The sequence below is a fragment of the Protofrankia sp. Cas3 genome (assembly GCF_963555955.1).
Classification (GTDB): Bacteria; Actinomycetota; Actinomycetes; order Frankiales; family Frankiaceae; genus Protofrankia.
In genome coordinates this window covers 1-2,926 of the sequence record NZ_CAUVXP010000290.1, presented here as the reverse complement: position 1 = coordinate 2,926, position 2,926 = coordinate 1, and the positions used below count along the sequence as shown (strand labels likewise).

Annotated in this window: 1 protein-coding gene; it reads left to right on the top strand. The window is 74.5% G+C overall.

What is annotated here, in order from left to right; translation table 11 throughout:
- A partial coding sequence (locus U9983_RS27265) for a CHAT domain-containing protein (protein ID WP_322756759.1) occupies positions 1-2,926 on the top strand: 2,926 nt, incomplete at both ends.

Genomic DNA, 2,926 nt, shown 5'->3' with positions numbered 1-2,926 from the left:
TCCCGGGTCTGGGTCGATTTCCGTGAGACCCACGACCCGGCTACGTACACCGCGAGGGTCGGGGAGCTGGTCGCCGTGCTGCAGGGCCGGCGGCGGCCCCGGCTGGCCGCGGACGGGACCGTGCGCCCGCCGCCGGGGCAGGCGTACGGGGCGGAGGGCCCCCGCACCGCGCGTTTGCAGGTCAGCCGGGACACGGTGGTGCTGAGCGGCGACGGTGGGACCGTCGCCGGGCGGCCGGCCGGTTTGGACTGGTCTGCCAGCCAGGTGTTGCGGGAGCTCGACCGGGTCCGTACCCGCGGCTCGGCGGGTGGGACACCGCTGAAGACGCGGGCGGCGGGCGGCGTCCCGGCCGATCCGGTGGACAGGGCGCTGCGGGAGGCCGGGCGGATGCTCGGTGAACGGTTCCTGCCCGCCGCCGTGGCGGCCGCCCTGGCTGGCGAGGTCGACGCGGCGGTGCGGGGTGGGGTGCCGCTGCGACTGGCTCTTGAGGTCGCCGACGAGGCCGACGGTGGGCGGGGGTGGGCGGATCTGCCGTGGGAGACGTTGGCCCTGCCCGGCGACACCCGTCCGCTGGTGCTGCACCCGCCCGTGCAGCTGCACCGGTCCGTCACCGGGCTGGGGGCTACCCCGGCGATGGCGATTCGCGGGCCGCTGCGGATCCTCGCGGTGATCGCCAGCCCGGAAGACGGCGGCGGTGCGCTGCTGGACTATGAGGCGGAGCTGGCCCGGATCCTCGACGCGGTCGCGCCGGCCCGGCGCAAGGGCGAGGCGTACGTACGGGTCCTGAACGGGGGCAGCCGGACGGCGATCCGGGCGGCGCTGCAGCAGGAACGGTTCCACATCCTGCACATCTCCTGTCACGCCCACCCCGGCGGGCTGCTGCTGGAAACCGACGACGGCGCCGCCGACCTGGTCGACACCGAGACGTTCGCCGACCACGTGCTGGTGGCCGGTCGGGGCGTGCCGCTGGTCGTGCTGGCCGGCTGCTCCACCGCCCTGCACACCCGCACCGAAGGCGACGAGAACGGGGGCGGGGCGCGGCTGTTGCCGGGGCTGGCCCGCGGGCTGCTCGCCCACGGCGTGCCCGCGGTGCTCGCGATGACCGCCTCGGTCACCGACCTGTACGCCACCGAGCTCACCTGTCGGCTGTACGCCGAGCTGGCCGGCCGGGCGGTCGTCGACCCGCTGGCCGCGCTCACCGACGCCCGCCAGGCCGTCGAGACCGCCCGGGCCGGCATGCCTCCCTCGGACCGGCGGGCCGGGCTGGCGGAATGGGCGACCCCGGTCCTGTTCCTGCGCGGCCCGTCGATCCCCCTCTACGACCCGGCCGGCGGCCTCGACAAGGTCATCGAACCGGCCGAGTCGACGCTGGCCGACGGGATCGTGGTCCGCCGGATCGGCGAGTTCGTCGGCCGCCGTAGCGAGCTGCGTACCCTGCTGCGGGCGCTACGCGGCGACGGCGCCGGGGTGGTCCTGCACGGCATCGGCGGGGTCGGGAAGTCGACTCTCGCCGCCCAGCTGATCGCCGGCCTCGGCGGCCAGGGGGGGCTGGTGGTCTCGCTTTCCGGTCCGGTCGCCGTCGACCAGATCCTCGCCGCGATCGCTATCCGGCTGTCCTCCTGGTGCTTCGCCCACAACATCGACCTCGCGGATGTTCGCCACCGCCTCGTCGAGGTGCTGCGCTTCGGGCAGGCCCCGTGGGCTGAGCGGCTGGGCCTGCTCGCCGAACACCTGCTGCCCACGGTGGCGGTCACCCTGCTGCTGGACAACGCCGAAGACACCCTGACCCCGGACGGGCCAGGTGGCGGGCAACGGTTCCTCGACAGCCAGCTGGGAGGGTTCCTCGCCGCCTGGGTGGCCCTGCCCGGCCGGGCGAAACTGCTCGCCACCAGCCGCTACCCGCTGCCCGTCGACCGACAGACCGCACGGCGCCTGACCGTCCACCACCTGGGCCCGCTCTCGGTCGCCGAGGCCCGCAAGCTGCTCTGGCGGCTGCCCGCCCTCGATGCCCTCACCCCGGCCGAACAGGCCCGCGCGGTCGCCGACGTCGGCGGCCACCCCCGCACCCTCGAATACCTCGACGCGCTGCTCGCCGGCGGCCACGCCCACTTCCCCGACGTCGCCGCCAAACTCGAACACGCCCTACACGCCCGCGGGATCGACAACCCGGCCGCCTGGTACGCCGACGTCGACGGGGACCTGGACCGGGCGCTGGCCGAAACCGTCACCCTGGCCGTCGACGACATAGTCCTCGACGACCTGCTCGCCCGCCTCGACCAGCACCCGCTGGCCCGCCGGCTGCTGGTCGGCGCCGCCGTCTACCGGCTGCCCGTCGACCGGGCCGGCCTGGCCTGGCAGATCTCCGACACTGTCGAACCGGCCGCCGACCCCGACCGCGACGCGCAACTCGCCGAGATCGGACGGCTGATCGGCGACGCCCAGGCCCGCGGCGCCACCACCCTCGACGAGATCGGACTGACCCAGACGCAGGGACAGATATACCGCGGCTGGGTCGACCAGCAGCGCCGCCCGCCGCTGGACATACCCGACAGCTTCGACCAGGCGACGACAACCCTGCTCGACCTTGGCCTACTCACCCCCACCGGCGGCACCGACGGCCAGCCCGCGTTCGTCGTGCACCGCTGGACCGCGACCGCGATCCTCGACCGCACCAACCCCCACGACCGGGCCGACGTCCACCGCCGCGCCGCCGCCTACTGGCAATGGCGCGTCGCCGTCTGGCCCCAGGACCAACTCGCCGACGTCACCCAACAACTCGAAGCCGGCCACCACCACCTGTCCGCCGGCGACCTCGACAACCTGGAATTGACCACCTGCGCCGCCTGCCAGCAGCTCCACACCTGGGGATCCTGGGACTGGGAAGAACAGATCTGCCACCACACCCTGACCCGCCTACCCCCCGACA